29 protein-coding genes and 2 pseudogenes are annotated in these 25,711 nt (G+C 71.5%); 18 read left to right on the top strand and 13 right to left on the bottom strand.

All coding sequences use genetic code 11. From position 1 onward, the window contains the following. Positions 1 to 20: 20 nt before the first annotated feature. Positions 21 to 449 (bottom strand): SRPBCC family protein, encoded by a 429-nt coding sequence (locus tag StrepF001_RS02955; RefSeq protein ID WP_129796706.1) that lies wholly within the window; start codon positions 447 to 449, stop codon positions 21 to 23. Between the two features lie 276 nt (positions 450 to 725). On the opposite strand from StrepF001_RS02955, the gene StrepF001_RS02950 reads away from it, so the two are divergent. The 3 genes from StrepF001_RS02950 to StrepF001_RS02940 all read left to right on the top strand — a co-directional run bounded on the left by StrepF001_RS02950 (position 726) and on the right by StrepF001_RS02940 (position 3,503). Then, entirely contained in the window at positions 726 to 1,277 is a 552-nt protein-coding gene (locus StrepF001_RS02950) for a Clp protease N-terminal domain-containing protein (protein ID WP_129796705.1), read from the top strand. 72 nt (positions 1,278 to 1,349) lie between these two features. Then, a complete protein-coding gene (locus StrepF001_RS02945; RefSeq protein WP_129796704.1) occupies positions 1,350 to 2,354 on the top strand; it encodes an EamA family transporter in 1,005 nt (334 codons plus the stop codon). A 186-nt stretch (positions 2,355 to 2,540) separates the two neighbouring features. Beyond that, complete coding sequence (locus tag StrepF001_RS02940; protein WP_129796703.1) at positions 2,541 to 3,503, top strand: EamA family transporter; 963 nt, start codon at positions 2,541 to 2,543, stop codon at positions 3,501 to 3,503. Positions 3,504 to 3,546: 43 nt separating this feature from the next. Here the strand turns inward: StrepF001_RS02940 and StrepF001_RS02935 are convergent, their stop codons facing one another. Next, on the bottom strand, positions 3,547 to 4,245 hold the full coding sequence (locus StrepF001_RS02935; protein ID WP_129796702.1) for a pyridoxamine 5'-phosphate oxidase family protein: 699 nt from the start codon (positions 4,243 to 4,245) through the stop codon (positions 3,547 to 3,549). A gap of 35 nt (positions 4,246 to 4,280) precedes the next feature. Here StrepF001_RS02935 and StrepF001_RS02930 point away from each other — a divergent pair, with 35 nt between their 5' ends. Next, positions 4,281 to 5,612, top strand: a complete 1,332-nt coding sequence (locus StrepF001_RS02930) for an aminotransferase class I/II-fold pyridoxal phosphate-dependent enzyme (RefSeq protein WP_129796701.1) — start codon at positions 4,281 to 4,283, stop codon at positions 5,610 to 5,612. A 41-nt stretch (positions 5,613 to 5,653) separates the two neighbouring features. Further along, the gene (locus StrepF001_RS02925) at positions 5,654 to 5,986 is read left to right on the top strand and encodes a glyoxalase superfamily protein (RefSeq protein WP_129796700.1); all 333 of its coding nucleotides are present in this window, start codon (positions 5,654 to 5,656) and stop codon (positions 5,984 to 5,986) included. Between the two features lie 15 nt (positions 5,987 to 6,001). Here StrepF001_RS02925 and StrepF001_RS02920 read toward each other — a convergent pair. After that, positions 6,002 to 6,924 (bottom strand): annotated as a pseudogene (locus StrepF001_RS02920) (DMT family transporter). A gap of 74 nt (positions 6,925 to 6,998) precedes the next feature. Here StrepF001_RS02920 and StrepF001_RS02915 point away from each other — a divergent pair. After that, positions 6,999 to 7,907, top strand: coding sequence for a LysR family transcriptional regulator (locus StrepF001_RS02915; protein ID WP_129796699.1), 909 nt, complete (start codon positions 6,999 to 7,001; stop codon positions 7,905 to 7,907). A gap of 9 nt (positions 7,908 to 7,916) precedes the next feature. On the opposite strand, the gene StrepF001_RS02910 is transcribed toward StrepF001_RS02915, so the two are convergent. After that, entirely contained in the window at positions 7,917 to 8,384 is a 468-nt protein-coding gene (locus StrepF001_RS02910; protein WP_129796698.1) for a pyridoxamine 5'-phosphate oxidase family protein, read from the bottom strand. A gap of 113 nt (positions 8,385 to 8,497) precedes the next feature. Here StrepF001_RS02910 and StrepF001_RS02905 point away from each other — a divergent pair, with 113 nt between their 5' ends. After that, on the top strand, positions 8,498 to 9,139 hold the full coding sequence (locus tag StrepF001_RS02905) for a cysteine hydrolase (protein ID WP_129796697.1): 642 nt from the start codon (positions 8,498 to 8,500) through the stop codon (positions 9,137 to 9,139). A gap of 3 nt (positions 9,140 to 9,142) precedes the next feature. Here StrepF001_RS02905 and StrepF001_RS02900 read toward each other — a convergent pair whose 3' ends face one another. Beyond that, complete coding sequence (locus StrepF001_RS02900; protein ID WP_129796696.1) at positions 9,143 to 9,556, bottom strand: Rieske (2Fe-2S) protein; 414 nt, start codon at positions 9,554 to 9,556, stop codon at positions 9,143 to 9,145. 152 nt (positions 9,557 to 9,708) lie between these two features. Between StrepF001_RS02900 and StrepF001_RS02895 the strand changes: the two genes are divergently transcribed. From StrepF001_RS02895 to StrepF001_RS02865, 7 genes are all read left to right on the top strand, one after another. Further along, positions 9,709 to 10,464, top strand: coding sequence for a HipA family kinase (locus tag StrepF001_RS02895; protein WP_129796695.1), 756 nt, complete (start codon positions 9,709 to 9,711; stop codon positions 10,462 to 10,464). Further along, entirely contained in the window at positions 10,461 to 10,877 is a 417-nt protein-coding gene (locus tag StrepF001_RS02890; protein ID WP_129796694.1) for a DUF3037 domain-containing protein, read from the top strand. Before StrepF001_RS02895 ends, StrepF001_RS02890 begins: the two co-directional genes overlap by 4 nt. Positions 10,878 to 11,011: 134 nt before the next feature. Further along, positions 11,012 to 11,773: a 3-oxoacyl-ACP reductase FabG gene (fabG, locus tag StrepF001_RS02885; protein WP_129796693.1), complete on the top strand. Its 762-nt coding sequence runs from the start codon at positions 11,012 to 11,014 to the stop codon at positions 11,771 to 11,773. A gap of 14 nt (positions 11,774 to 11,787) precedes the next feature. Next, positions 11,788 to 12,546: an SDR family oxidoreductase gene (locus tag StrepF001_RS02880; protein WP_129796692.1), complete on the top strand. Its 759-nt coding sequence runs from the start codon at positions 11,788 to 11,790 to the stop codon at positions 12,544 to 12,546. 216 nt (positions 12,547 to 12,762) lie between these two features. Next, positions 12,763 to 14,340: an ABC transporter substrate-binding protein gene (locus StrepF001_RS02875; protein ID WP_165396148.1), complete on the top strand. Its 1,578-nt coding sequence runs from the start codon at positions 12,763 to 12,765 to the stop codon at positions 14,338 to 14,340. A gap of 81 nt (positions 14,341 to 14,421) precedes the next feature. Continuing rightward, a complete protein-coding gene (locus tag StrepF001_RS02870; protein ID WP_129796690.1) occupies positions 14,422 to 15,105 on the top strand; it encodes a uracil-DNA glycosylase in 684 nt (227 codons plus the stop codon). A 115-nt stretch (positions 15,106 to 15,220) separates the two neighbouring features. Next, positions 15,221 to 15,742 (top strand): hypothetical protein, encoded by a 522-nt coding sequence (locus StrepF001_RS02865; RefSeq protein ID WP_129796689.1) that lies wholly within the window; start codon positions 15,221 to 15,223, stop codon positions 15,740 to 15,742. A 105-nt stretch (positions 15,743 to 15,847) separates the two neighbouring features. On the opposite strand, the gene StrepF001_RS02860 is transcribed toward StrepF001_RS02865, so the two are convergent. Together StrepF001_RS02860 and StrepF001_RS02855 are read right to left on the bottom strand one after the other, a co-directional pair. After that, positions 15,848 to 16,330, bottom strand: coding sequence for a hypothetical protein (locus tag StrepF001_RS02860; protein ID WP_129796688.1), 483 nt, complete (start codon positions 16,328 to 16,330; stop codon positions 15,848 to 15,850). A gap of 113 nt (positions 16,331 to 16,443) precedes the next feature. Further along, positions 16,444 to 16,956, bottom strand: a complete 513-nt coding sequence (locus tag StrepF001_RS02855; protein ID WP_129796687.1) for a DinB family protein — start codon at positions 16,954 to 16,956, stop codon at positions 16,444 to 16,446. Positions 16,957 to 17,156: 200 nt separating this feature from the next. Here StrepF001_RS02855 and StrepF001_RS02850 point away from each other — a divergent pair, with 200 nt between their 5' ends. Then, a complete protein-coding gene (locus StrepF001_RS02850; protein WP_129796686.1) occupies positions 17,157 to 18,092 on the top strand; it encodes a Gfo/Idh/MocA family oxidoreductase in 936 nt (311 codons plus the stop codon). Here the strand turns inward: StrepF001_RS02850 and lnt are convergent. The 5 genes from lnt to StrepF001_RS02825 all read right to left on the bottom strand — a co-directional run bounded on the left by lnt (position 17,986) and on the right by StrepF001_RS02825 (position 21,940). Further along, positions 17,986 to 19,554: an apolipoprotein N-acyltransferase gene (lnt, locus tag StrepF001_RS02845; protein WP_129796685.1), complete on the bottom strand. Its 1,569-nt coding sequence runs from the start codon at positions 19,552 to 19,554 to the stop codon at positions 17,986 to 17,988. The genes StrepF001_RS02850 and lnt overlap by 107 nt on opposite strands. 67 nt (positions 19,555 to 19,621) lie before the next feature. Then, positions 19,622 to 20,101, bottom strand: a complete 480-nt coding sequence (locus tag StrepF001_RS02840) for a nuclear transport factor 2 family protein (RefSeq protein ID WP_129796684.1) — start codon at positions 20,099 to 20,101, stop codon at positions 19,622 to 19,624. 120 nt (positions 20,102 to 20,221) lie between these two features. Beyond that, positions 20,222 to 20,791 carry an AAA family ATPase gene (locus StrepF001_RS02835; protein WP_129796683.1) on the bottom strand — a complete coding sequence of 190 codons (570 nt, stop codon included), beginning with the start codon at positions 20,789 to 20,791 and terminating at the stop codon, positions 20,222 to 20,224. A 9-nt stretch (positions 20,792 to 20,800) separates the two neighbouring features. After that, entirely contained in the window at positions 20,801 to 20,980 is a 180-nt protein-coding gene (locus StrepF001_RS02830) for a hypothetical protein (RefSeq protein WP_129796682.1), read from the bottom strand. An 84-nt stretch (positions 20,981 to 21,064) separates the two neighbouring features. After that, complete coding sequence (locus StrepF001_RS02825) at positions 21,065 to 21,940, bottom strand: undecaprenyl-diphosphate phosphatase (protein ID WP_129796681.1); 876 nt, start codon at positions 21,938 to 21,940, stop codon at positions 21,065 to 21,067. Between the two features lie 246 nt (positions 21,941 to 22,186). Here StrepF001_RS02825 and StrepF001_RS02820 point away from each other — a divergent pair. The 3 genes and pseudogenes from StrepF001_RS02820 to StrepF001_RS02810 all read left to right on the top strand — a co-directional run bounded on the left by StrepF001_RS02820 (position 22,187) and on the right by StrepF001_RS02810 (position 25,089). Continuing rightward, positions 22,187 to 23,435 (top strand): annotated as a pseudogene (locus StrepF001_RS02820) (Gfo/Idh/MocA family oxidoreductase). Further along, positions 23,432 to 24,358 (top strand): PmoA family protein, encoded by a 927-nt coding sequence (locus StrepF001_RS02815; RefSeq protein WP_129796680.1) that lies wholly within the window; start codon positions 23,432 to 23,434, stop codon positions 24,356 to 24,358. The pseudogene StrepF001_RS02820 and the gene StrepF001_RS02815 overlap by 4 nt, the downstream one beginning before the upstream one ends. Further along, the gene (locus tag StrepF001_RS02810) at positions 24,352 to 25,089 is read left to right on the top strand and encodes a cupin (protein ID WP_129796679.1); all 738 of its coding nucleotides are present in this window, start codon (positions 24,352 to 24,354) and stop codon (positions 25,087 to 25,089) included. Before StrepF001_RS02815 ends, StrepF001_RS02810 begins: the two co-directional genes overlap by 7 nt. 7 nt (positions 25,090 to 25,096) lie before the next feature. On the opposite strand, the gene StrepF001_RS02805 is transcribed toward StrepF001_RS02810, so the two are convergent. Further along, positions 25,097 to 25,567, bottom strand: coding sequence for a helix-turn-helix domain-containing protein (locus StrepF001_RS02805; RefSeq protein WP_129796678.1), 471 nt, complete (start codon positions 25,565 to 25,567; stop codon positions 25,097 to 25,099). Positions 25,568 to 25,711 lie beyond the last annotated feature (144 nt).

Raw genomic sequence — 25,711 nt, 5'->3', positions numbered from 1 at the left:
AAGCTCGGGCCGTGGGAAGTTCAGGCCACCAGCCCGCCCAGCTTCCGCAGCGACTCGCTCAGCGCGGCGGTCGCCGAGTCCTTGAGCTTGCCCGCCATCAGTGAGACCGCCGCGCCGGTGAACTCCCCGTCGATACGGACCGTCGTGGTGTCGCCGTCGGGTGTGAGGGTGTAGCGCGTGGCGACGGTGACGGCCATCGGGCCCTTGCCGCGAATGGCCAGCATCCGGGCCGGTTCCAGTTCCTCCACGGCCCACTCGACCTCGGCCGGGAAGCCCATGAGCTTCATGTTCTCCTGGAAGGTCGCGCCGACTTCCAGGGTCGAGGGGCCGCCCTTGGGGAAGCTCGTGTGGGTCGCGTTCCACTCCCCGTACGCGGACCAGTCCGTGAGTCGCGCCCAGACCTTCTCGGCCGGTGCCTCGATGCGTGCCTCCGCGCTGACTTCGGCCATGCGACCACCTCTTCGTGTCGGGCTTGGGTGTCGCGGAACGTAGCCGCAGGGGCCGGAACATTCAATACTGATGAACCGTCAGGAAGTGTGGAGGCCGGTGGAGTGCGGTGGTGCGCGCACCCGGCGCACGGCAAGATGGCGCGCGCCCCATGGTCGATTCGGCGTGATCTCATCCGTAAGGAGGAGATTCCGGCCGGGGGCATCCGCTCTGTGTGGGACGCAAAAATGCTTCTGTCCGGGGATGACCGGAGCCGCAGGGACTGATGGGGTGAGAGTGTGCAACCCCATACTCCCCAGCAGCCGGCCCACGACCAGGGCACCCACGGCGCGGACCACGATGCCGGGTTCAGCGCGGAGCTGGCAGCGGTGGTCGCCGGTGCCCGCAGGCGGGCCCTGAGGGACGGGGACCGGCAGATCGACACCGCCCATCTGCTGCACTCACTGCTGGAGTACGACCCCGAGGTGCGCGCCGTCTTCGACGGCGGACCCCAGCTCGCCCGGCTGCTCGGCTATCTCGTGCAGCGCAGCATCGGTTACGGCCTGCGCTGGCAGAGCACCGTGGAGGACTCCGGCGTGATTCCCGTCGTACCCGAGGCCGAGGGGTACTCGCCGCTGGCCGCGGGAGCGATGTCGTACGCCGGTGAGCGGGCCGGGCGGCGTGGTGACGACCTGGCCCGCGGGGTCGATCTGCTCGCCGCGATCGTCGTCGCCCCGCAGGCGCGGGCCGTCGAGGTGCTCGACCGCGCCGGTGTCGACGCGGGGGAGCTGTTCACCCGGATCGAGCAACGCTTCGAGGAATACGTCGGGGGCGGCGAGACCGGCTGCTGACGCGGCGCTCGGCGTCCAGCCGATGAGACAGGTGTCATAGGGGGTGACGCTCATGTCATCGCCTGTCATCATGTGCCGGTGCATACGTCAGTCAGCAGTCAGGGCAGCCGCGGCAAGAGCGTCGGGCTCTCGCTCGCGCTCGGGTCGGCGGTCGCCTTCGGAGGTTCCGGGGTCGCGGCCAAACCACTGATCGAGGCGGGCCTCGACCCGCTGCACGTGGTGTGGCTGCGGGTGGCGGGCGCGGCCCTGGTGATGCTGCCGCTCGCCGTGCGCCACCGGGCGCTGCTGCGCCGCCGCCCCGCGCTGCTCGCCGGGTTCGGACTGCTCGCCGTCGCCGGTGTGCAGGCCTGCTACTTCGCTGCCATCTCCCGTATCCCGGTCGGGGTCGCGCTGCTCGTCGAGTACCTCGCGCCCGCTCTCGTCCTCGGCTGGGTGCGGTTCGTGCAACGGCGGCCGGTGACGCGTGCCGCGGCGCTGGGCGTGGTCCTCGCGGTCGGTGGCCTCGCCTGTGTCGTCGAGGTGTGGTCCGGGCTCGGCTTCGACGCCCTCGGACTGCTCCTCGCGCTCGGCGCCGCCTGCTGCCAGGTCGGCTACTTCGTCCTGTCCGACCAGGGCAGCGACTCCGGCGCCGACGCACCGGACCCGCTCGGCGTCATCGCCTACGGCCTGCTGATCGGCGCCGGAGTGCTGACCGTCGTCGCGCGCCCCTGGACCATGGACTGGTCGCTGCTCGGGGGCGCCGCGCACATGGACGGCACCGCGGTCCCGGCTGTGCTGCTGCTGGCCTGGATCGTGCTCGTCGCGACCGTCGTCGCGTACGTCACCGGCGTGCTCTCCGTGCGCCGGCTCTCGCCGCAGGTGGCCGGCGTGGTGGCCTGCCTGGAGGCGGTCATCGCGACCGTGCTGGCCTGGGTCCTGCTCGGCGAGCACCTGTCGGCGCCGCAGATCGTCGGCGGTGCGGTGGTCCTGGTGGGGGCGTTCATCGCGCAGTCGTCGACGCCCGCGAAGGGCTCCGCCGAGCCGGTCGCCGGCGGCGGGCCCGAACGCGAGTTGTCGGCCCGCGGAACAGCGGCATAAGGTGCTGACCATGCATTCGGACGCACTCGTTCTTCCGCCTCCGGCCGCCTGAGGCGGGCCTCAGGACCACACGCCCCGCGGCATCTCGCCGGGCGGAACGGTGCTGCCCGCGGAAGACGTCCGCGACCCCGCTGAGCGGCGGTCCCCGAACTTCCGCGCAATTCTGCGCATTTGCGGAGAGAACACGTGTTCACTGCGTCCCCTGCTGTCTCCGGCCTGCCCGTCGGGCGAGGCCTTTTGTATCTGATCGTCGCCGGTGCCGCCTGGGGCACCGCGGGCGCGGCCGCCTCGCTGGTCTACCGGACCAGCGACATGGGCTCCGTCGCCCTGTCCTTCTGGCGCTGTGCGGCCGGACTGGTCCTGCTGCTCGCCGCCCGCCCGCTGCGCCCGCGTACCCGGACGACCCCCGTCCCCGAGCCCCTTGCCCGCAAGGCGCTGCGGATCGGTGCCACCGGCCTCGGTCTCGCGGTGTTCCAGACGGCCTACTTCGCCGCCGTGTCCGCCACCGGTCTCGCCGTCGCGACCGTGGTCACCCTCGGCGCCGGTCCCGTGCTCATCGCGCTCGGCGCACGGCTGACCATGGGGGAGCGGCTCGGCCGCGCCGGCCTCATGGCCGTGGCCGGCGCGCTCACCGGGCTCGGGGTGCTCGTGCTCGGCGGCGGGGACACGGCCGTACGGCCGTGGGGCGTCGCGCTCGCGCTGCTGTCCGCCGCCGGCTACTCGGCGATGACCCTGCTCACCCGCTACTGGGGCCGTGACGGCGGGGCGGACGCCTCCCGTACGACCGTGTGGGCGTTCGCGGTCACCACCCTGTGCCTGCTGCCCTTCGCGCTCGCCGAGGGGCTCGTGCCGCACACTGCCGAACCGGTCCGGCTGCTCTGGCTCGTGGCGTACATCGCTGCGGTTCCCACGGCGCTCGCGTACGCCCTGTACTTCGCGGGCGCGGCCGTCGTACGGTCGGCCACCGTGTCCGTGATCATGCTCCTCGAGCCGGTCAGCGCAGCGGTCCTCGCCGTCGCTCTGCTCGGCGAACACCTCACTACCGCCACACTGACCGGCACCCTGCTGATGCTCGGCGCGGTCGCGGGACTCGCGGTGACCGAAACGCGCGGGGCACGGGCGGTACGGGAGGAGCGGGCGCTCGGGTGACGGACGGCCCAGGGCCTGTCCCGGTGCGCGCCCGCCCCGCGGGTCACGCCTGGCGGCAGGCCCGGTCGGCCACCAGATAGTCCGGGAGTTCGGTGCCGGGGGCCAGGTCCGGGTCGCCGACCGGGGTTTCGTAGCCCTTGCGCAGCGGGACGACGCCGGCCCAGTGCGGAAGGGCGAGGTCCTCGGGCTCGTCGTTGACACCGCCCGTGCGGATCTTGGCGGAGACCTCGTCGAGGTCGAGGCGGAGCACGGCGGTGGCGGCGAACTCCTTGGCGTTGGCGGGCCGCGAGTCCTGCGACCGGCCCGGCACCACGTGGTCGACGAGCGCGTCCAGGGCCTGGCGCTTCTCGTCGGGGTCGGTGACGTCGTGGGCGATGCCGTGCACCACCACGGAGCGGTAGTTGATCGAGTGGTGGAAGGCCGAGCGGGCCAGGATCAGCGCGTCGACATGCGTGACCGTCAGGCACACCGCAAGGCCCGGATCGGCCTGACCCGCCATCCGCAGCGGGCGCGAGCCGGTCGAGCCGTGCACATAGAGCCGCTCGCCGACCCTGCCGTACAGGGTGGGCAGCACGACCGGCGCCCCGTCGCGGACGAAGCCGAGGTGGCAGACGTAGCCCTCGTCGAGTATCGCGTGCACCACGTCCTTGTCGTACGAGGCCTTGTGCGCGGCGCGGGTGGGAACCGTGCGGTCGGTGGCGGTGTACGAGGCCTGCGACGGCGTGTTCTGGGTTCCCCGCATGGCGTTCTCCATTGCACTAGTGCATACTTGGTTTTGTGCTAGGAGACTATCCGATCGAGGGTCGGGGTGCAGCAGAGATTTCCGCGAGCGTCGAGCGCGCGGTGGGTGCCGGCGCCCTGGTCCCGGGGCAACTGCTTCCGCCCATGCGGGAGTTGGCGTCCCGGCTCGGCGTGAACCCCAACACCGTCGCCGCCGCCTACCGGATCCTGCGCGAGCGCGGGGTCATCGAGACCGCCGGGCGCCGGGGCAGCCGGGTGCGGCCCAAGCCGGCCACCACCGGGCGCGACGACATCCGCGTGGACGTACCAGAGGGCGTGCGCGACCTGTCCGCCGGCAATCCGGACCCGGCGCTGCTGCCCTCGCTGGCGGCGGCGTTCGCCGCGGCGGCCGCTCAGGCGGACCGGGAGCCGGTGCTCTACGGCGACGCACCCGTGGAACCCGAGCTGGCCCGCATCGCCCGGGCCGACCTGGACGCCGCGGGAGTGCCGGACGGGCCCGTCGTCGTCACCTCCGGCTCGCTGGACGCCATCGAGCGGGTCGTCGCCGTGCACCTCAAGCCCGGGGACACCGTCGCCGTCGAGGACCCCGGCTGGGGCAGCCTGCTCGACCTCGTCCCCGCCCTCGGCCTGCGCACGGTGCCGGTCCGCCTCGACGACGACGGACCGCTCCCCGACGACGTGGAGCGCGCCCTGTCGGCGGGAGCGCGGGCCCTGATCGTCACGGACCGCGCCCAGAACCCCACCGGAGCCGTGGTGAGCCCTGCCCGCGCGCGTGCCCTGCGCTCCGTGCTCCGCCGGCACCCGGCGATCCTGCTGATCGAAGACGACCACGGGCACGGGATCGTCGACCTGCCGCTGCACCCCCTGGCAGGCGTCACCGCCCACTGGGCCTTCGTCCGTTCGGCGGCCAAGGCGTACGGCCCCGACCTGCGGCTTGCCGTGCTCACCGGGGACGAGATGACGCTGGACCGGGTCCGCGGGCGGCAGCGGCTGGGGCCCGGCTGGGTCAGCCGGATCACCCAGCGGGCGGTGGCACGGCTGTGGGCCGACGGCGCGGTGGACGCGCCGGCGGTCGCGGCGGCGTACGGGCGGCGCCGGGACGCCCTGATCGGCGAGCTCGCACGGCGTGGCGTCGCGGCGTACGGGCGCAGCGGCCTGAACGTGTGGATTCCGGTGCCCGACGAGACGGGAGCCGTCGCCCGTCTGCTGCACGCCGGCTGGGCGGTTGCCCCCGGCGCCCGCTTCCGGATGAGCGCCCCGCCCGGCATCCGGGTCACCGTCGCCACACTGACCGCGGACGAGGCCGGCCCACTGGCCGACGCGATCACCTCAGCGGTGGGACCGGCGCCGGTGCGTAGGTATGTCTAGTGCATCTCGGCGTTGTCAGTGGCGACTGGAACCATGGCGCCATGGACGAGGAAATCATCCCGATCTTGCACGTGGCCGACGCCGCAGCAGCGGTCCGCTGGTACGAGCGCCTGGGCTTCGGTAAGCAGTGGGAACACCGCTTCGAGCCGGGGCTGCCGGCGTTCGTCGAGGTCGCGCGCGGCCGGATGCGGCTGTTCCTGTCCGAGCACGCCGGGGACGCCCGGCCGGACACGCTGGTGTACCTGAGAGTTGCCGATGTCGACGCGGTCGCCGCCGAGTTCGGGGTGCAGGTGGCCGACGCTCCCTGGGCGCGCGAGATCGAGCTGCGCGATCCGGACGGCAACCGCCTGCGGATCGGCACGCCGGCCGAGTGACCGTAGGGGAGCGGTTCAGGCCCGCCGGACCTGGGTCAGCGCAGCCCCCGCCAGCACGATCACCGCGCCGACCGGGGTCGACCAGGTCAGCGACTCGCCGAGGATCGCGACGCCCGCGGCCGTGGCGATGACGGGGATGAAGTAGGTGACCATCTGCGCCGTGGTCGGGCCGACCTCGGCGACGAGGCTGAACTGGACGAGCATGGCGAGACCGGTGCCGAGCGCGCCCAGGGCGGCGACAGCGAGCAGCGGCACGACGGGGAACCGGGCCGGCAGGCTGGTGAACAGCGGGGTGACGACCGCCAGTTGGAGTGTGGCGAGCAGCAACTGGGCCCCGGTGAGGGACAGATGCGACTCGCGCGACCCCGCCAGGGTGCGGCGGACGTAGATCCAGCCGATCGGGTAGCTCAGTGAGGCCAGCAGGGCCAGCGCCGTGCCGGTGGCGTCCACGCCGGTGAAGCCCTGCCAGGCGCCGAGCACCGTCAGCACTCCGAGGAAACCGAGGCCCAGGCCGGCGACCCGGATCCGGGTCGGCCGGTCCTCGGAGAGGGCGACCAGGGACAGGGCCATGCCCCACAGGGGTGACGTGGCGTTGCAGATGCCGGCGAGCGTGGACGGAATCGTCAGCTCGGCGTAGGCGAAGAGGGAGAAGGGCAGCGCGTTGAGCAGGAAGGCGGCCACCGTGAGATGCCCCCAGGTGCGCGCCGCGCGCGGGAGCCGCTCCCGCTGCACGATCATCGCCGCCGCGAGCACCGCCGTGCCGCCCAACCGCCGCCGCGCGTGACTGGAGGGGGCTAGCCTCGGTGCCACCTATGAAGACGACAGGAGCTGAAACCACAGATCAGCGAGAGGGCGGCGAAGCGGAGCCGCCAGTCGAGGGTGCGGCGGGGGCGGGCGGTGGCGCAGCCGGCCGTGCGGGTGGTGGTGGCGGTGGTCATGGAACCAACGATGGGCGAGCAAACCTCGTAGCACAATCGAGATTTCGCACGCTGTATCTCGTAGCATTGCTTACATGTTGAGTCTGGACCGCCTGCGCACCCTCGACGCCCTCGCCCGGCACGGATCGGTGAGCGGAGCGGCCGAGGGCCTGCACGTCACCACCTCGGCCGTCTCGCAGCAACTGGCCAAGCTGGAGCGGGAAGTGGGCCAGCGGCTGCTCACCAAACACGGGCGGGGCGTGCGGCTCACGGACGCGGGGCGACTGCTCGCCGAGCACGCGGCGCGCATCCTGTCGCAGGTCGAACTGGCCCAGTCCGACCTGGAGGCGCAGCGCGGACAGGTCGCGGGCGAACTGCGGCTGTCGGCGTTCCCGACCGCCGCGCGCGGACTGTTCCCCACGGCGCTCGCCGCGCTGCGCGCCGCGCACCCCGCGCTGCGGCTGCGCTCCTGCGAGCTGGAACCGGAGTACGGGATCAGGGGTGTGGTGCGCGGCGACCTCGACCTGGCGGTCGTCCTCGACTGGTACAACAAGCCGATGCCGCTGCCCGACGGTCTCGTCAAGGCGCCGATCCTGGACGATCCCGCCGATGTGGCGATGCCGGCCGGCCATCCGCTCGCGGGCCGTGACGAGGTGGACCTCGGGGAGTTCGCCGAGGACGAGTGGATCACCTGGGGCGAGGGCGAGTTCTGCCACGAGTGGCTGATGTTCACCCTGCGGTCGCGGGGCATCGAGCCGATCGTCGGCCACCGCGCGGCCGAGACGCACACCCAGCTCGGGCTGGTCGCCGCCGGTCTCGGCGTGTGCATCGCCCCGCTGCTGGGCCGCCATCCCATGCCGGCCGGGGTCGTCACCGTGCCGCTGAGGCAGCGGGTGCGCCGGCATGTGTACGTCGTCTGGCGGGCGGACGCCGACCGCCGCCCTTCGATCCGGGCGGCGGTGCAGGCACTGCGGGCCGCGGGGGAGAGCGTAGGCGCGAGCTGAGCAGGCGCCCTACAACGTCCCCAGTTTGCGGAAGTCCCAGGAGACGATCTTCTCCGGCGTCAGCCGCACCCACGCGTGTCGCCCGTCGTGCGGCATCTCCTCCAGGCCGAAGTTCTTGCGGGCGAACAGCGTCTCCGGAACGTCGAGTTCGGCGCGCAGCTCGCCGGTGCGCGGAATCTCGCCCACGAACTCGACGGTCCCGGACAGCTCGACACCGCGCAGTTCGTCGTACTCCTCGCCCGTGTCGACCACGACGGCCACCCGCGGATCACGCCGCAGATCGGCCCACCGCTTGCTGCGCACCACGGAGTACAGCCACATCGAGGTGCCGTCCCAGGCGAACCACAGCGTGCTCACGTGGGGGGCGCCGTCGGCCGACACCGTGGCGACCCGGCACGTGCGCTGGCTGGTCAGGAACTCGTCCAGCTCACCGGGCGTCATCATGATCTTGCGGCCCCGGCGCTGAGTGACTGTCATGCGATTCCCCTCGACAGAACAACACCTGACGATGTGTCAGAAAAAGAATGGAGCTTCTTGCGTCCCCGTGCAATGGTGGCTGACCTCACCGGCTCCCACACCGAGGGGGAACCATGCCGTCGTACGAGCACCTCAGCGAACTTCTCGACCCCGCCGTCACCGTGCTCCTCACCGTCGAGTGCCAGCAGGGCGTCGTCGGCCCGGACAGCGCACTGCCCGAACTCGCCCGTCAGGCCCGCTCCTCGGGCGCCCTCGCCAACATCGCGCGGCTGGTGGCCGCCGCCCACGAGAGCGGCATCCAGGTGATCCACGCCCTCGCCGAACGCCGCCCCGACGGACGGGGCGCCAGTCGCAACGCCCGGCTGTTCCACGCCGCCGAACGGCTCCCCGTCCAGCAGCTGTCCGGCACCACGGCGGTGCGCGTCGCACCCCCGATCGAGGTCGCCGAGGAGGACTTCGTCGTACGCCGGCTGCACGGACTGTCGCCCATCCAGGGCACCGACGTCGACGCGCTGCTGCGCAACCTCGGCTGCCGCACCTTGATCGCCACCGGCGTCTCCGCCAACGTCGCGATCCCCAACGCCGTCTTCGACGCCGTGAACCGCGGTTACACGGCCGTCGTGCCGACCGACGCCATCGCGGGGGTGCCCGCCGACTACACCCCCGCGATGATCCGGCACACCCTCGCCCTGGTCGCCACCCTCGCGACCACCGACGAGGTGCTGGGCTGCTTCGAACGACCCCGTCGGCGCTGACCGTCACGCCATCCTGATCTCGTCCCCCTCCACGGTGATCTCCTCGGCGGACAACGGCTGGGTCGCCGGACCTTTCTGCACGCTGCCGTCGGTCGCGGAGAACCGGCTGTCGTGACAGGGGCAGATGATGACCCCGTCCTTGACGTCCTTCACCGCACAGCCCTGATGGGTGCACTTGGAGGAGAACGCCTTGAATTCGCCCGCCGCCGGCTGGGTGACCACCACGCCGCCGAAGACCTTCCCGCCGCCCTCGGGGATGTCGGAGGTCTTGCCGAGGACGGTGCCGGAACCGGATCCGGACGAGTCGTCGCCCGACCCGCACGCGGTCAGCGCGACGGCGAGCCCCGCCGCCCCGGCCGCCGCGATCACGGTACGGCGGGCCGGTCCCGACCCGGAGTGAAGCGATTCGCTGGCCATCTGGGGTTCCCTTCCACGGTCGTCATGTGATGTCCAGCAGTACGGGCCGCGACCGGCCCCGGTTCAGCCGCCACGCGGTTCGTCACCCGATCGTGGCCCCGAGCCGACGGGCGGCGCCCCAACCGTCCCGAACGCCCCAGTAACCTGGGGCGATGCTCAAGGAAGTCATCGCGACCCGCTACATCACGCCCCTGCGTGAGGGCGGCTCGCTGCCGGGGCTCGTCGAGGCCGACGATCTCGGGATGTACGTCATGAAGTTCACCGGTGCCGGCCAGGGCCGCAAGACGCTCGTGGCGGAGGTCGTCTGCGGCGAACTCGCCCGCCGGCTGGGCTTCAGGGTGCCGCACCTGGTGACGGTCGAGCTCGACCCGCTGCTGGGGCTGGGCGAACCCGACCAGGAGGTGCAGGAGCTGCTGAAGTCCAGCGGCGGCACCAACCTCGGCATGGACTTCCTGTCCGGCGCCCTCGGCTTCGACCCCCTCGCCTTCGCGGTGAGCCCGGAGGAAGCGGGGCGGATCGTCTGGTTCGACGCGCTGGTGAACAACGTCGACCGCTCCTGGCGCAACCCCAACCTGCTGATGTGGCACGGCGAACCGTGGCTCATCGACCACGGCGCAACCATGATCTGGCACCACAACTGGCCCGGCGCCGAAGCTTCCGCGCTGCGGCCCTACGACGCCTCCGACCACGCCCTGCGCTCCTTCGCCCCGGACGTCACCGCAGCCGCCGCCGCTCTCGCGCCCCTCGTCACCGAGGACCTGCTGGCCGAGGTCACGGCCGAGATTCCCGACGTGTGGCTGACCGGCGAGCCTGGCTTCGACACGCCCGACGACCTGCGCCGGGCCTATGCGCGACCACTGCTCGCGCGCGCCGCCGTCGTCCACGAACGCGTTCAGGGGGTCAAGTGAGCGAGCGCCACATCACCAGGGCCGGCCAGGGCGGCGGCCGGGACGTCTTCGAGTACGCCCTCCTGCGGGTCGTGCCGCGCGTCGAGCGCGGCGAGTGCATCAACGCCGGGGTGCTCGTGTACTGCCGTGCCAAGGGGTACGTCGGCGCCCGCACGCACCTCGACGAGGCGCGGCTGCTGGCCCTCGACCCGGCGGCCGACGTGGCCGGCGTACGCGCCGCGCTGCGTGCCGTCGAGAGCGTGTGCGGCGGCGGGGAGGCGGCCGGGCAGGCGGCCGGCGACGACGCGGGCCGGCGTTTCCGCTGGCTGATCGCGCCCCGCTCGACGGTCGTGCAGCCCGGGCCGGTGCACACCGGGCTGACCGCCGATCCGGCGGCCGAGACGGAGCGTTTGCTCGACCTGCTGGTGAGGTGATGGATCACATGCACCCGATGGGCCGTTGACACCGGGTGCCAGGGCTTCTAGCGTCACGTCTGCTGAAGGTACTAAGCGGTCGCTCACCGAAGAGCGTGCCGCTGAGCCGCATCCAAGGGCGAGGAGTAGCAGCAATGTCCACTACTGAGCAGCGGGTCGCAGTCGTCACCGGTGCCGCGCGCGGCATCGGCGCCGCCGCCGCCGTACGCCTGGCGGCCGAGGGCCGCGCGGTCGCCGTGCTCGACCTCGACGAGGCCGCCTGCAAGGACACCGTGGAGAAGATCACCGCGGCGGGCGGCCGGGCCATCGCGGTCGGCTGCGACGTTTCCGACGAGGCACAGGTCGAGGCGGCCGTCGCGCGCATCGCCGAGGAGCTCGGCGCGCCGTCGATCCTTGTCAACAACGCGGGTGTGCTCCGCGACAACCTGCTGTTCAAGATGAGCGTCGCCGAGTGGGACACCGTCATGAACGTGCACCTGCGCGGCGCCTTCCTGATGTCCCGGGCCTGCCAGAAGCACATGGTCGACGCCGGCTTCGGCCGGATCGTCAACCTCTCCTCGTCCTCCGCCCTCGGCAACCGCGGCCAGGTCAACTACTCCGCCGCCAAGGCCGGTCTGCAGGGCTTCACCAAGACCCTCGCCAAGGAGCTCGGCAAGTTCGGCATCACCGCCAACGCCGTCGCCCCCGGCTTCATCGCCACCGACATGACCGCCGCCACCGCAGAACGTGTCGGCATGGGCTTCGAGGACTTCAAGGCCGCGGCCGCCTCCATGATCCCGGTACAGCGGGTCGGTGAGCCGGAGGACATCGCCAACGCCATCGCCTTCTTCACGGGCGACGCGGCCGGCTTCGTTTCCGGCCAGGTGCTGTACGTGGCCGGCGGACCGCTCGACTAAAGGGGATCACTTCCATGGAACTCCCGGAGCTTTCGGGCAAGGTCGCGCTCGTCACGGGCGCCAGCCGCGGCATCGGCTACGGCGTCGCCGAGGCGCTCGTGGCACGCGGTGACCGCGTGTGCATCACCGGCCGTAACGAGGACGCCCTCAAGGAGGCCGTCGAGCAGCTCGGCGCCGACCGGGTCATCGGCGTGGCGGGCAAGGCCCACGACGTCGACCACCAGGCCGCCGCCGTCGAGCGCACGATGGACGCCTTCGGTCGGGTCGACTACCTGGTCAACAACGCCGGCACGAACCCGGTGTTCGGGCCGATCGCCGACCTCGACCTCGATGTCGCGCGCAAGGTGTTCGAGACCAATGTCGTCTCGGCCCTCGGGTTCGCCCAGCGCACCTGGCACGCCTGGCAGAAGGACAACGGCGGCGCGATCGTCAACATCGCGTCCGTGGCCGGCGTCTCCGCCTCGCCCTTCATCGGCGCGTACGGCATCAGCAAGGCCGCGATGATCAACCTGACCCTGCAGCTGGCGCACGAGTTCGCGCCCACGGTGCGGGTCAACGCGATCGCCCCGGCCGTCGTGAAGACCAAGTTCGCGCAGGCCCTGTACGAGGGCCGCGAGGCGGAGGCCGCCGCGGCCTACCCGCTGGGCCGGCTCGGCGTGCCCTCCGACATCGGTGGCGCCGCCGCGTTCCTCACCTCGGCGCAGGCCGACTGGATCACCGGCCAGACGCTCGTCGTGGACGGCGGCATCTTCCTCAACGCCGGCGTGGGCTGACCGGGCCGGGGACATACAGGGGCGTCGGCTCCGTCGGCGGGACGTGGATCCGTTGACGGAAACGGCGCCCCTGTCCACGTACAGGTACTGCACAGGGCGATGACAACGTCGTCATCGAGATGCTGATCAAGTACCTCGCGCAACTGTGGTTCAGCCCGGCCGAGCACTGCGATAAGGTCTGCCGACCCTTGGTATGGCAGATCGAGGAGCGTGCGCGTGTTCAACCGGAACCGAGGCCTGCGGCAGTTGGCCGCGATCGCATCCATATCCCTGGTGGCCGGATGCAGCCTGTTCTCGGACGGCGAGACCGGTGACGACGGGCCGATCGTGGTGGGGACCACCAGCGCTCCCAGCACGCTGGATCCGGCCGCTTCCTGGGACGGCTCCTGGGAGCTGTTCCGCAACGTCTACCAGACGCTGCTGAGCTACCCCAACGGCACCACCACGCCCCAGCCCGACGCCGCCGAGAGCTGTGCGTTCACCGACGGCACCAACCGGGCGTACCGCTGCAAGCTGCGGGAGGGCCTGACCTTCTCCGACGGCGGCGCGATCGACGCGCAGGCCGTCAAGCACTCGATCGACCGGATCACCGCCATCAACGCGCCGGGCGGGCCCGCCGGGCTGCTGGGCAGCCTGGACCGGGTGCAGGCGCTGGGTGACCGCGAGGTGGTCTTCCACCTGAAGACCGCCGACGCCACCTTCCCGTTCGTGCTCGCCACCCCGGCCATGTCCCTCGTCGACCCCGAGGACTACCCGGCCGACTCCCTGCGCGAGGACGGCGGAGTAACCGGGTCCGGGCCGTACACGCTCGACGCGTACGACGAGGGCAGTCAGGCCGAACTCGTCCGGAACGACAGCTACAAGGGCTTCGCCGAGCGCAGAAACGACGCGGTGACCATCCGCTACTTCCAGGACTCCGCCGCCATGGTCAAGGCCCTGCGGGAGCAGCGCATCGACGTGACCTACCGCGGCCTCGCCGCCGACGACATCGTCGCCCTGGAGGGCGAGGACTCCGACACGCTGCAGCTGGTCGAGGGCGCCGGCACCGACATCAGCTACCTGGTGTTCAACCCGAAGGACGAGTGGGCCGGCAACGTTGCGGTACGCAAGGCCATCGCCCAGGTCGTCGACCGGCCGACCATCGCCCACACGATCTACAAGGACACTGTCGACCCCCTGTACTCGATGGTCCCCAAGGGCCTGACCGGCCACACCACGGGCTTCTTCGACAACTACGGCGACCCCGACCAGGACAAGGCCCGCACGATCCTCACCGAGGCCGGCATCACCGAGCCCGTCCCGCTCACCCTCTGGTACACCACCGACCGCTACGGCTCCGAGACCGCCGTTCTGTTCAAGGAGCTGAAGCGCCAGCTGGAGGCCTCGGGCCTGTTCGAGATCACCCTCAAGGGCCGGCCCTGGAAGACGTACGTCGAGGGCTACCAGAAGGGCGAGTACCCGGTGTTCGGCCGCGGCTGGTTCCCCGACTTCCCCGATGCCGACAACTACATCGCACCCTTCGTCGGCGAGGAGAACGCCCTCGGAACGCCGTACCCCGAGCCCGAGATCACCAACGAGCTGCTGCCCCGCTCCCGCGAGGAGAGCGACCGCGCCCAGGTGGAGCGGGAATTCGAGGAGGCCCAGGAGATCCTCGTCGACGACGCGCGCCTGCTGCCGTTGTGGCAGGGTAAGCAGTATGTCGCCGCGAGCGAGGAGATCTCCGGCGGGGAGCGCGCGTTGGACCCGTCGACGATCATGATGGTGTGGGAGCTGTACCGCAAGACCAGCTGGTGAGGCCGTCCGCTGCGTCGATTGTCAGTGGCCGCCGGTAGGTTCTGTGCTCTGGAAGCGACCGCACACCGTAAGGAAGTTGACGTGACCGACATCGCCATGCTGCCCGAGTCCTGGCGCGGGGTCCTGGGCGACGAACTGCAGAGGCCCTACTTCAAGGAGCTGACGGAGTTCGTCGAGGAGGAGCGGGCGAAGGGTCCCGTCTACCCTCCGCGCGAGGAGGTCTTCGCCGCGCTCGACGCCACGCCGTACGAGCAGGTGAAGGTCCTGATCCTCGGCCAGGATCCGTACCACGGCGAGGGCCAGGGCCACGGCCTGTGCTTCTCGGTGCGTCCCGGGGTGAAGACCCCGCCCTCGCTGCGCAACATCTACAAGGAGATGCACGAAGAGCTCGGCCTGCCGGTCCCGGACAACGGCTATCTGATGCCCTGGGCCCGGCAGGGTGTGCTGCTGCTCAACGCGGTGCTCACGGTCCGCGCCGGCGAGGCCAACTCGCACAAGGGCAAGGGCTGGGAGAAGTTCACCGACGCGGTGATCCGCGCGGTGGCCGAGCGGCCCGACCCGGCGGTCTTCGTGCTCTGGGGGAACTACGCGCAGAAGAAGCTCCCGCTGATCGACGAGAGCCGGCACGTGGTGGTGAAGGGTGCGCACCCCTCGCCGCTGTCGGCCAAGAAGTTCTTCGGCTCCCGCCCGTTCACGCAGATCAACGAGGCGATCGCCGCGCAGGGGCACGAGCCGGTCGACTGGCGTATTCCGAATCTGGGCTGACCTGGGAGGTCCGGGTGGGGCCGATCCTGCGGGTCGGCCCTGCCTCGCCGTGATTGCCGGTGGCTGCCGTTAGCGTCGGGAGGAATCGGACGTCGGTGAGTGCTGGGAGAGTGCGGTGGCTGAGCGACAGGAGCAGGCGGCGCCGGATGCCGTGATGACGCGGATCGGGCAGGTCGTCATGCTGCATCACGCGGGCGACCGCGAGGAGGCCCGGCACCGCTTCCTGCACCTGTGGGCGGAGATCGGCGAGGACGGCGACCCGCTGCACCGGTGCACGCTGGCGCACTACATGGCCGACACCCAGGACGACCCCTCGGACGAACTGGCCTGGGACCTACGGGCGTTGACGGCCGCCGAGGAGCTCACGGACGAGCGGCTCGCCGCTCACGAGGGCGCCCTCGCCGTCCGTGCCCTCTACCCCTCCCTGCACCTCAATCTCGCCGCCGACTACGTCAAGCTCGGCCGCTCCGAGGCCGCCCGCACCCATCTGCACCGGGCCCGCGGCGCGGCCGACGCCCTCGGCGACGACAGCTACGGGGAGGGAGTGCGCGCGGCGATCGGGCGGTTGGCACTACGACTGGGCGAGGACGGGGCGGCCGGCGGGGCGACGTGGGGGCCGCCCAGGCAGCGGCCTTAGCGCCCGGGCCGCCCAGGCAGTGGCCTTGGAGCCTCTGCCGGTGCGGCAGCGGCCCTGTCGGCGCCCTGCCCGGCGGGGACGACCGCGCAGCTGCGGTGTGCCCTGTCAACGGCCGTACGCCCGCTCGCAGATCACCGCCTCGGCGCTGTCCGGCCGCCAGCCGCCGTAGTTCCTGCCGAGGGCGCACACATCCGTGGTGTCCCGGAGCGTGTCCGACACGTCCGGGAGCCGGATGGCCGGAGACGGCGACTGCCAGGGCTCCGAACGCTCCGGCCGGGACTGTCGGCTGGATTGCGGGCGGGGCGTCGGCGGCTGGTGGACCGGCGGCGGGGTAGAGGCGGCCGTACGGCTCGGCGTCGCGGGTACCGCGGGCTGCGGCCGGTGGGACGGGCCGATGAGCTCCAGTGCCTCACGGGCCGGCGCCTGCACGATCTGCGGCGCGGTCCGGCCGTCCGGGCCGGCCGGAGACGGCGGGGACGGCGCCGTCGGCGGCCCGGCCACAGGCGGGCCCTGGACCGTCGTACAGCCGGCCAGGGCCGAGACAGCCACGGTGACCAGGAGCGTTGCGGTGGTCGTCGTTCGATGCACCCGCGCAACTCTGCTGCTTTTGGGCCCCTCGGACCCAGCGGACGAGCGCAGGTTGCTCCGGACGGGTGATCCCCGCCTTCGTACGAAGGGGGGCGGGCCCGGCGAGGGTGACGTCAGTCGCCGGTGGCGCCGTCGATGCGTTCGCGGATCAGATCGGCGTGGCCGTTGTGGCGCGCGTACTCCTCGATCATGTGCGTGTAGATCCAGCGCAGGCTGAAGGGTTCGTCGGTGAATCTGCTGCGGCCCTTGGACAGGTCGTCCAGGGCGAAGCCGGCCGCGTTGCGCCGGGCGATCCCGATCTCGGCCTGCCAGGTGGCGTACGCCTCCTCCCAGGTGTCCGCCTCGGTGAGGTGGAACTCGCCGTCGCGGTCCTCCTCGGTGTAGTAGATCGGCCCCGGGTCGTCACCCACCAGCACCTTGCGGAACCAGCCGCGCTCGCACTCCGCCAGGTGCCGCACCAGCCCCATCAGGGACAGCTCGGACGGCTCCACGGACGCGGTCCTGAGCTGGGCATCGCTCAGACCCTCGCACTTCAGGGCGAGGGTCTGCCGGTGGTACTCCAGCCATCCCTCCAGCATGGTGCGTTCGTCGGCGTTCTGGGCAGGCTCACAGCGCTCGGTCGTCATATGCGCATCCTGTCCCAACTCCGCCGGTTCCTCGAGGAGTTTCACGAGCAGCCCCGTACGCAATGCCACTGTGGCCGCCCTGTCGAAGGCGGGACCGGCGCTCTTCCTGCGCAGCTTCGGCGACAGCGCCGGCCGGCGGCCGCCGCAGCAGCCGTATGCTTCCGTCGGAACAGGCGCAGGCAGGCGGTGGAGGAGAACCAGTGAAGGTCGGCTGCATCGGACTCGGCGACATCGCGCAGAAGGCATATCTGCCGGTACTCGCCGTCCAGCCCGGAGTCGATCTGCACCTGCAGACCCGCACCCCGGCGACCCTCGTCCGAGTCGCCGACAGCCTCCACCTGCCGCAGGCCCAGCGGCACACCGCCCTCGACGACCTCCTCGCCCAGGGCCTCGACGCCGCCTTCGTGCACGCGCCGACCGACGTGCACCCCGAGATCGTCACCCAGCTGCTCCAGGCGGGCGTGCCGACGTACGTCGACAAGCCGCTGGCGTACGAACTCGCCGACTCCCAACGGCTCGTGGCGCTCGCCGAGGAACGGAGTGTGAGCCTCGCCGTCGGCTTCAACCGGCGGCACGCGCCGGCGTACGCGCAGTGTGCCGAGCATCCGCGCGAGCTCATCCTGATGCAGAAGAACCGGATCGGGCTCCCGGAGGAGCCGCGCACGATGATCCTCGACGACTTCATCCACGTCGTCGACACACTGCGCTTCCTGGTGCCGGGCCAGATCGACGACGTGACGGTGCGGGCCCGGACCGAGCACGGGCTGGTCCACCATGTGGTGCTGCAACTGGCTGGCGACGGCTTCACCGCGCTGGGTGTCATGAACCGGCTCAGCGGCTCCAATGAGGAGATCCTGGAGGTCTCCGGGCAGGACACCAAGCGGCAGGTGCTCAACCTCGCCGAGGTGATCGACCACAAGGGGCAGCCGACGGTGCGACGGCGCGGGGACTGGGTGCCGGTGGCCCGCCAGCGCGGTATCGAGCAGGCGGTGCTGGCCTTCCTGGACGCCGTGCGCGCGGGCCGGCTGCTCAGCGCCCGGGACGCGCTGGCGACTCACGAGCTGTGCGAGCGGGTGGTACTCGCGGTCCTGGAGCGCGCGGGCGCGGCCGCCGGCCCCGTAGCGCCCCCTCGGTGACACCGAGGGCGGCGAGCGCCAGCACGGCCCCGTACACCGGCCAGTCGCCGAAGCGGACGTACGGCGTGACACCGTCCGCCAGCGGCACCTCGTAGACCTGCGTGGTGCTCGCGTCCGTACCGAGCCAAGGACCGATCCGCTGCCCTTCCGGTCCGTGGACGGCGGAGACGCCGGTCAGCGTCGCGTGCACCATCGGGCGGCCGGACTCCGCGGCGCGCAGGGCGGCGAGCGAGGCGTGCTGCGCGGGCGCCCAGCTCTGCTGGAACGTGGACGTCGCCGACTGGGCGACGAGTATGTCCGCGCCGTCCTCGGCGAGGTGACGGCTCATGTCGGGGAACGCCGACTCGAAGCAGACCATCGGGCCGATCCGCAGCCCGTCGCCCACATCCATCACCACCTGCGCGGTGCCCCGCCTGCGGTCCTCGCGCGCCGCCTCACCGACGGACGTCGCCCAGCCGAGCAGCGAGCGGGCCGGGACGTACTCGCCGAAGGGGACCAGCCGCATCTTGTCGTAGCGTTCGCCGGTCAGGCCGTCGGGGCCGATCAGGATCGAGCTCTTGTAGATGCCGGGCCGGTCCGAGCGCCGCGCGTCGACGTTGACCAGGATCGGCGCGGCGGTCTCGCGTGACAGTGCCGCGATGCGTTGCGCAAGGTCGGGGCGGGCGCCGAGGTCGAAGCCGACACTGCTCTCGCCCCAGACGATCAGGTCGACGTCCTGCCCGGCGAGCTGTCGGGTCAGTTGCTCCTCGCGGTCGAACCGGCGGTCGGGGCCGGACACGACCCCCGGCTGCACGACCGCCACCCGGACATGGCCGTCGGTCTCGGGACGCGGCGACCACATCCACGCCGCCGAGCCGACCGCCGCCGTGGCGACCAGACCGGCCACCGCCGGCACCCGAGACCTGCGCACCGCGACGAGGACGGCGACGGCGACGTTGACGACCACCAGCAGGAGGCTGAGCAGCCACACCCCGCCCACCGAGGCGAGCCGCAGCGCCGGTTCCAGCTGCCACTGACTGGCGCCCAGCATGCCCCACGGGCCACCCAGTCCCTGCCAGGAACGGACCAGCTCCACCACCAGCCAACCCGAGGGCAGGACGAGCAGGGCGGCCGCGATCCGGCCCGGCGACGGCGCTCCGGAGAGCAACCGCCGTACCAGCCACCCCCAGGGCGCCCAGAGCGCGCCGAGCAGCGCAGCGATGACGAACGTGAACACATGCAGGTTCGGCAACAGCCAGTGGTGCACGGCCAGCATGAAGCCGAAGCCGCCGCACCAGCCGTCGTACAGCGCTCGCTGCCCGGTCGGCGCGGTACGGGCGAGCAGGATCCACGGGACCAGGGCGACGAAGGCGAACCACCACAGGGACGGGGCGGGAAAGGCGAGCATGGGCAGGGCACCCGCCGCCACGGCGACCGCGGAACGCCGCCACGGGGAGGCGAGCCAGCGGCCCAACGTCTTCATACGGCGCCTCCCTACCCGTGGATCCAGTGTGCGCGCTGCCGACGATCTCGGTACAGAGGGCGTCGGCTCAGGTGATCACGGGTGCTTCGGCCTTCTCGGGCAGTCGCCGCCACTTCTCCTGGACGATCACCTCGCGCAGCCGCCAGCCGTCGTCGGTCCGCAGCAGCCCGAAGGCGTACCGGCCGCCGCACACGAAGTCGGGCTCCGGGGAGCCCTCGCCGGCGAAACGCATCGGATTGACGTAGTCGGCCTGGACCCGTGCTGTGTCGCCGGTGTCCCGCTCCAGAACGTCGAACCGCATCCGGCGGTTGACGATCAGATGCTGCCGCATCGAGAACACCCGCAGGCTCTCGGCGAGCCACGCGGCCACCTGGCGGGCGTCGCCTTCGATACCGCCGGCCGAGCGGTAGTCCGCCCGTCCGTCCGGTGTGAACAGATTTCGGTACGCCTCCCAGTCGCCGTCGTCCACTGCCACGGCGTAGTCGGTGATCAGTCCGTCGACGGCGAGCCGGTCCATCACGGCCGCGAGCTCCACACGCTGCGTCATCGGCTCAGTGTTGGGCACGGGACGGGCCGCGCCAAGAGGGCGTGCCGTGATATTCGGTGGTCGTGGACGCCTCCTGTGCGACGGAGGGCGGTGATGCGGGGCGGGAGGCGGTGAGCGTCGTCAGCTGCCCGTGCGCAGGCGCTGGAAGGCGGTGGGGGTGGGTCTGGCGGGCAGGAAGCCCTTGATGCGGCGGGCGCATTCGAGGGGGTCGGAGACGCTGGTGTCGCACTCGATGTCGTAGACGCCGTGGGCGTGGACCTGCTTCAGCTGGCGGGCGGCGAGTCCGGCGGGCCGGTTCCCGCGCTCACGCTCTCGCCGCTCCAGCTCGTCCATGGGGCAGTGCACGCCCACGAGGACCACGTCCTGCGGTACGAACAGCGACAGGCAGTCCCGGAGCCGCCACTCCGCGCTGAGAATGTGGTCCATGACGACGTTGTTGCCGGCAGCGGCCATTGCGGCCACCGCGCGGTGGTAGCCCTGCCAGGTCCGGTGCAACATCGTGTCCAGCTGGTCCGGAGGGACGGGGGTGCGGGAGCGCATCGCGTGGAAGGCGTCGACCGGCATGTGGAAGTACGGTTCGTCGAGGATCCGCAGCAACTCGGCCGCGATGCTCGACTTGCCGGAACTGGATGTGCCGTTGAGGAAGACGACGAGACCGCGCCGCGGCGGCACGTCGGTGAGGTGTTCCACGCCGTCGCCTCAGGCCGCCTCGATGACCTCGCCGCGGACGGCCGCGGCCCACTCGACCACCAACAGTTCGTACTCCGCCCGCTCCTGAGCCGACAGCGTGCCGCCCGCACGCAGCCACAGCTCACGGATCTGCTCGTTCACCTCGGCAGCAGACCGCACGGAACCAGGGGCCATGGAGTCAGGGGACATGCGAGCAAGCCTAGGGGCAAGCACTGACACTGCGCTACCGGGCGGCTACTCATCCCGTATGGGCTTGGTCACCACCCCGGCGTGTCAGCCCGCCGACTCCGCCGCGTGGGGGCTCAGGACGCCCATCGTCACCAGCGCGACGATCACGATGCCGAGCGCTATGCGGTACCAGACGAACGGCATGAAGCTCTTGGTCGAGATGAACTTCATGAACCAGGCGATGACCGCGTACCCCGTGCCGAAGGCGATCACCGTCGCGAAGATCGTCGGCCCCCACGACACATGGCCGGTCTCCATCGCGTCGTTCAGTTCGAACAGGCCCGAGGCGAGCACCGCGGGAATCGCGAGCAGGAACGAGTAGCGGGCCGCGGCCTCGCGCCGGTAGCCCATGAAGAGGCCGCCGCTGATGGTGGCACCGGAGCGGGAGACGCCCGGGACGAGGGCCATGGCCTGGCAGAGGCCGAAGATCAGGCCGTCCTTGACGCCCAGGTCCTTCAGTTCCTTGCGCTGGCTCGGCGCCCGGTGCCGGCCCCCGCTCTCGTCGCGGGCCGCCATCCGGTCGGCGATGCCGATGATCACGCCGACCACGATCAGCATCGTCGCGGTGATCCGCAGATCTCGGAACGGCCCCTCGATCTGGTCCTTGAACGTGACACCGAGCAGCCCGATCGGGATCGAGCCGACGATCACCAGCCAGCCCATCTGCGCGTCGTGGTCACTGCGCCACGCCTTGTCGTAGAGGGAGCGGAACCAGGCGGAGACGATGCGTCCGATGTCCTGGCGGAAGTAGATCAGCACGGCGATCTCCGTGCCGATCTGCGTGATCGCCGTGAAGGCGGCGCCCGGGTCCTCCCAGCCGGAGAAGGCTGCGGTCAGGCGCAGGTGCGCGCTGGAGGACACGGGGAGGAATTCGGTCAGCCCCTGGACGAGTCCGAGGATGAGTGATTCGAACCAAGACATGAAGTTACGGAGTCCAAGTGCCGATCGTGGAACGGACGACGGACACACCGAGCCTCCACGCGCGGTGATCGGTTGTGTCGAGGGGAAGGGTAGCGTCCCGAGAGATCGGGCCCGGCACAGGGGCTTGCCGGGGTGATCGACGGTGATCGGTTCGGGGTGTTGACCGGTTGCGGCGGCGGGCCTACGTTGCAGTGGGGAAAGCGCTTGCTACATGCCCAGAACCCCGGAGGAGTGCTGATCAGGTCCATGCCCACGCCTGCGACACCGGTGACACGTGTGACATCCGCGACACCCACGGCGTCCGAGACATCCCCGACAGACGATCCCCAGGCCTCCCGATCCCCCTCCGCCCCGCTCTCCGGCCGCCCCGTCAGAACCGCCGTCATCGGCACGGGCGGCATCGCCCGCGGCTTCATCTGCCCGCCCTGGCCGGCTCGCCGAGGAGGGTGAGACGGAGGTCGTCGCGGCGGTCGACATCGACGCCGCCGCGGTCCGGGAGTTCTGTGCGACGGGCGGGATCCCGCACGCGTACACCGACCTGGAACTGATGCTGCGGGAACAGCAGCCCGACCTGGTCACCATCTGCACGCCGCCGACGCTGCACCGCGAGCAGACCGTTGCCGCCCTGCGCTCCGGCGCCTGGGTGTGGTGCGAAAAGCCGCCGGTGCCCACGCTCGCCGACTTCGACGCCGTCGAGGCGGCGGAGGGGCAGGCCGGCGGGCCGTACGCCTCGATCGTCTTCCAGCACCGGTTCGGCTCCGGCGCCCGGCACGTACGCCGGCTGCTCGCGGAGCAGGCCATGGGCCGGCCGCTGGTGGCGCACTGCCAGACCACCTGGTACCGCGACGCCGCCTACTACGCCGTCCCCTGGCGCGGACGCTGGCATACGGAGGGCGGCGGCCCCGCCATGGGACACGGGATCCACCAGATGGATCTGCTGCTCGATCTGCTCGGGCCGTGGAGCGAGGTGCGCGCGATGGCCGGCCGGCTGGTGCACGACGTGGAGACCGAGGACGTCTCGACGGCCCTGGTCCGCTTCGAGAACGGCACCATGGCGACCGTCGTGAACAGCGTCCTCAGCCCCGACGAGGTCAGCCGCATCCGCGTCGACTGCGAGCGCGCCACCGTCGAACTCACCCACCTGTACGGCCACGCCAACGCCGACTGGCGCATCACCCCGGCGCCGGACGTGCCGGAGGCGGACGCCATGGCCTGGCAGGACTTCGGCGCCGACATGCCCAGCTCGCATCTGGCGCAGCTGCGCGAGCTGGTCGCGAGCATGCGCGCGGGCGAGCGGCCGCGCAGCAGCGGGCCGGACGGCCGCAAGAGCCTGGAGCTGATCACCGCGCTGTACAAGTCGGCGTTCACGGACACGACGGTCCGGCGAGGTGAGATCGGCCCCGGCGACCCGTACTACACGGCGCTGCACGGGGGCGCGCCCGGCTGGGCACCCGTCGTGTCCGAATCCGCCCCGAGCCAGGAGGTGCCCGCATGACCGGCCTGCAGATCGTCCACGCGCACGGCGACCGGATCACGGTCACCGAACCCACCACCGGCGTCGAACTCTTCAGCTACGTCTACCGGCCCGAGTCGGCCTGGGAGGCCCCGAAGCCGTATCTGCACCCGATCCGGACCCTGGCGGGCGCCGTCGTCACGGACTACCGGCCCAACGACCACCGGTGGCACAAGGGCCTGCAGATGACGGCCTCCCATCTCTCCGGCCAGAACCTGTGGGGCGGCAACACATATGTTCATGGCGAGGGATATCTCGCGCTTCCGGAGCGCGTCGGCGCGATGGCGCACCTCGGCTTCGACGAGGTCACCTCGGACGGTTCCCGCGTGGTGATCGCCGAGCGGCTCACCTGGCACCCGTACACCGGGGAGCTGTGGGCCGACGAGGAGCGCCGGATCGAGGTGCACGACGTGGATCCGGCGGCCGGATCGTGGGAGCTGACCTGGACGAGCGCCATCACCAACCGGCGGGACGAGGCGCTGCTGTTCGGCAGCCCGACCACCGCGGGCCGCGAGATGGCCGGCTACACGGGCCTGTTCTGGCGGGGGCCGAGGGCCTTCCGGGACGGGCGCGTCCTCGGGCCCGACAGCGAGGGGCCGGAGCTGATGGGGGAGCAGGCCCCCTGGCTGGCGTACTCGGGGGAGCACGACGGCCTCGACGGGCACGCGACGCTCGTGTTCGCGCACGCCCCGGAGAACGACCACACCGGAGCCGGGGGCACCCACCCTGCGCACTGGTTCGTCCGCAACGAGCCGTTCGCCGCCGTCGCCCCCTCCTGGGCCTTCCACGAGGAACTGGAACTGGCACCCGGCGACACCCTCGCCCGCCGCTACCGGGTCGTCGTCGCCGACGGGGCCTGGGAACGGGAGGAGATCGCCAAGTACCTGGAGGCGCATCCATGGTGAGCAGCACTGAGTCCGCCGGGCTGCCCGGAGCCTTCACCGGGCTCCCGGGCGGGGTCGCCGTCTCCCACCTGTCCGTCTACGATTGGCCGGCGGCGGACGGGTTGTGCGGCGGAACTCCCCATATGCATCTGACGTGTTCGGAGGCGTACGTCGTCACCGCCGGCCGGGGTGCCGTGCAGACGCTCACGACGTCCGGGTACGAGGTCACGCCCCTCGCGCCCGGCACGGTCGCGTGGTTCACGCCCGGCACGATCCACCGCCTCGTCAACGACACCGGTCTCCGCATCACCGTCCTGATGCAGAACAGCGGGCTGCCGGAGGCGGGGGACGCGGTGCTGACCCTGCCGCCGAAGTACCTCACCGATCCGGAGACGTACGCCGCCGCGACGGTGATCCCGGCCGACGCGCCCGTGGCGGAGCAGGAGCGCATCGCCCGCGCGCGGCGCGACCTCGCCCTCGAGGGCTACCGGGTGCTGAGGGCCGAGGGGCCCGAGGCCCTGGCCGAGTTCCACCGCGCCGCGGCCGCGCTGGTCCGGCCCCGGCTCGCCGAGTGGCGTGAGCGCTGGCGCCGCGGTGCCCAGGCGGCCGCCTCGGTGACGGGGGAGCAGCTCGACCGGCTCGAACAGGGGGATGTGTCCCACCTCGCGGAAGCCGTCGTACGAGCTGAACAGCCCTCGGCGCGCGGGAAGTTCGGGATGTGCGGGCGGCTCGAGGTGTATCCCGCCGGCTAGTCGGCGTTCACGCCGCCGCAGGCCCCGTCACCGTCCAGCCCGGGGCCTGCGGGTGGGGCGTCAGGTCCTCGTGGGCCACCGGGTCGCCGCAGGCCCGGCAGGTGACCACGGGGACCAGTTCGTTGCCGCAGACGTGCTCCATCACCATGGGGCGGTCGTCCTCGCTGCGCAGGTGGCGGTTGCCCCACTCCATGAGGGTCAGCAGGACCGGCTCCAGTTCGAGCCCTGCCTGGGTGGGCCGGTACTCGAAGCGCTGCGGGCGTTCGTTGTAGGCACGCTTCGTGAGGATTCCGGCGTCCACCAGGCGGCGCAGCCGCGTCGCCAGGATGTCGCGCGGGGCGCCGATGTTGCGCACGAGCTGGTCGAAGCGGCCGTTGCCCAGGCACACCTCCCTCAGGACGAGCAGGGAGTACTTCTCGCCGACCAGTGCCAGGGCGTCGGCGATCGAGCAGGGGCGCGGGTCTTTGGTGGCGGCCATGGAGCCCAGCATATGGGAGGGTTTGATTTTCCAACCTGCCGGGCTATGGTGAGTTTGGATTTCCTACTCACTAGTAGCGAGCCGGTCGCCCGGCCGGTCGATCGGGTGTTCGGTCGGGCCGGTTGATCGCTGCAGTGATCGTCC

The sequence above is a fragment of the Streptomyces sp. F001 genome (assembly GCF_004187715.1).
Lineage (GTDB): Bacteria > Actinomycetota > Actinomycetes > Streptomycetales > Streptomycetaceae > Streptomyces > Streptomyces flavusporus.
Note: the sequence above shows the minus strand (reverse complement) of the source record. Positions and strands in the feature narration are given on the sequence as shown.

What these genes read in the sequence shown, in the direction of transcription:
- StrepF001_RS02915 (WP_129796699.1), top strand. Translation starts at nt 6,999, where the DNA reads ATGTTGAGTCTGGACCGCCTGCGCACCCTCGACGCCCTCGCCCGGCAC.
- StrepF001_RS02895 (WP_129796695.1), top strand. Translation starts at nt 9,709, where the DNA reads ATGCTCAAGGAAGTCATCGCGACCCGCTACATCACGCCCCTGCGTGAG.
- StrepF001_RS02880 (WP_129796692.1), top strand. Translation starts at nt 11,788, where the DNA reads ATGGAACTCCCGGAGCTTTCGGGCAAGGTCGCGCTCGTCACGGGCGCC.
- StrepF001_RS02810 (WP_129796679.1), top strand. Translation starts at nt 24,352, where the DNA reads ATGGTGAGCAGCACTGAGTCCGCCGGGCTGCCCGGAGCCTTCACCGGG.
- StrepF001_RS02840 (WP_129796684.1), bottom strand. Translation starts at nt 20,101, where the DNA reads ATGACGCAGCGTGTGGAGCTCGCGGCCGTGATGGACCGGCTCGCCGTC.
- StrepF001_RS02925 (WP_129796700.1), top strand. Translation starts at nt 5,654, where the DNA reads ATGGACGAGGAAATCATCCCGATCTTGCACGTGGCCGACGCCGCAGCA.
- StrepF001_RS02910 (WP_129796698.1), bottom strand. Translation starts at nt 8,384, where the DNA reads ATGACAGTCACTCAGCGCCGGGGCCGCAAGATCATGATGACGCCCGGT.
- StrepF001_RS02805 (WP_129796678.1), bottom strand. Translation starts at nt 25,567, where the DNA reads ATGGCCGCCACCAAAGACCCGCGCCCCTGCTCGATCGCCGACGCCCTG.
- StrepF001_RS02830 (WP_129796682.1), bottom strand. Translation starts at nt 20,980, where the DNA reads ATGTCCCCTGACTCCATGGCCCCTGGTTCCGTGCGGTCTGCTGCCGAG.
- StrepF001_RS02955 (WP_129796706.1), bottom strand. Translation starts at nt 449, where the DNA reads ATGGCCGAAGTCAGCGCGGAGGCACGCATCGAGGCACCGGCCGAGAAG.
- fabG (WP_129796693.1), top strand. Translation starts at nt 11,012, where the DNA reads ATGTCCACTACTGAGCAGCGGGTCGCAGTCGTCACCGGTGCCGCGCGC.
- StrepF001_RS02825 (WP_129796681.1), bottom strand. Translation starts at nt 21,940, where the DNA reads ATGTCTTGGTTCGAATCACTCATCCTCGGACTCGTCCAGGGGCTGACC.
- lnt (WP_129796685.1), bottom strand. Translation starts at nt 19,554, where the DNA reads ATGAAGACGTTGGGCCGCTGGCTCGCCTCCCCGTGGCGGCGTTCCGCG.
- StrepF001_RS02815 (WP_129796680.1), top strand. Translation starts at nt 23,432, where the DNA reads ATGACCGGCCTGCAGATCGTCCACGCGCACGGCGACCGGATCACGGTC.
- StrepF001_RS02900 (WP_129796696.1), bottom strand. Translation starts at nt 9,556, where the DNA reads ATGGCCAGCGAATCGCTTCACTCCGGGTCGGGACCGGCCCGCCGTACC.
- StrepF001_RS02855 (WP_129796687.1), bottom strand. Translation starts at nt 16,956, where the DNA reads ATGACGACCGAGCGCTGTGAGCCTGCCCAGAACGCCGACGAACGCACC.
- StrepF001_RS02905 (WP_129796697.1), top strand. Translation starts at nt 8,498, where the DNA reads ATGCCGTCGTACGAGCACCTCAGCGAACTTCTCGACCCCGCCGTCACC.
- StrepF001_RS02935 (WP_129796702.1), bottom strand. Translation starts at nt 4,245, where the DNA reads ATGCGGGGAACCCAGAACACGCCGTCGCAGGCCTCGTACACCGCCACC.